The organism is Bacillus sp. HY001 (assembly GCF_007558965.1).
Taxonomy (GTDB): domain Bacteria; phylum Bacillota; class Bacilli; order Bacillales; family Bacillaceae_G; genus Bacillus_A; species Bacillus_A mobilis.
Map to the genome: position 1 here is coordinate 1 of NZ_VLTE01000204.1, position 236 is coordinate 236.

Here is a 236-nt window from a genome sequence, read left to right on the forward strand (position 1 = left end):
TGCACAATGCCTACAACATATTGAAGTAAATTCAACTGCACAACAAGCGTATCTACATATTCTTGATGTGTGTCTAAATCAATATGAGTATTCTTCCTGTGTCCTTCTAATGCTTCATATATGTGATTCATCTCTAACTTGCACATAAATTGAAATAGCTTATAGTCATCATGCGATCCCTCTATTGCTTGTTTATTCTTTGTAAGAACTAACATGTAGTGCTTTATCTTTGTAAA

At 32.6% G+C, this 236-nt stretch carries 1 pseudogene; it reads right to left on the reverse strand.

Features of this window, described 5'->3' with window-relative positions:
- Positions 1-236: pseudogene (locus FOT98_RS30445) on the reverse strand (hypothetical protein); the annotation flags it as partial.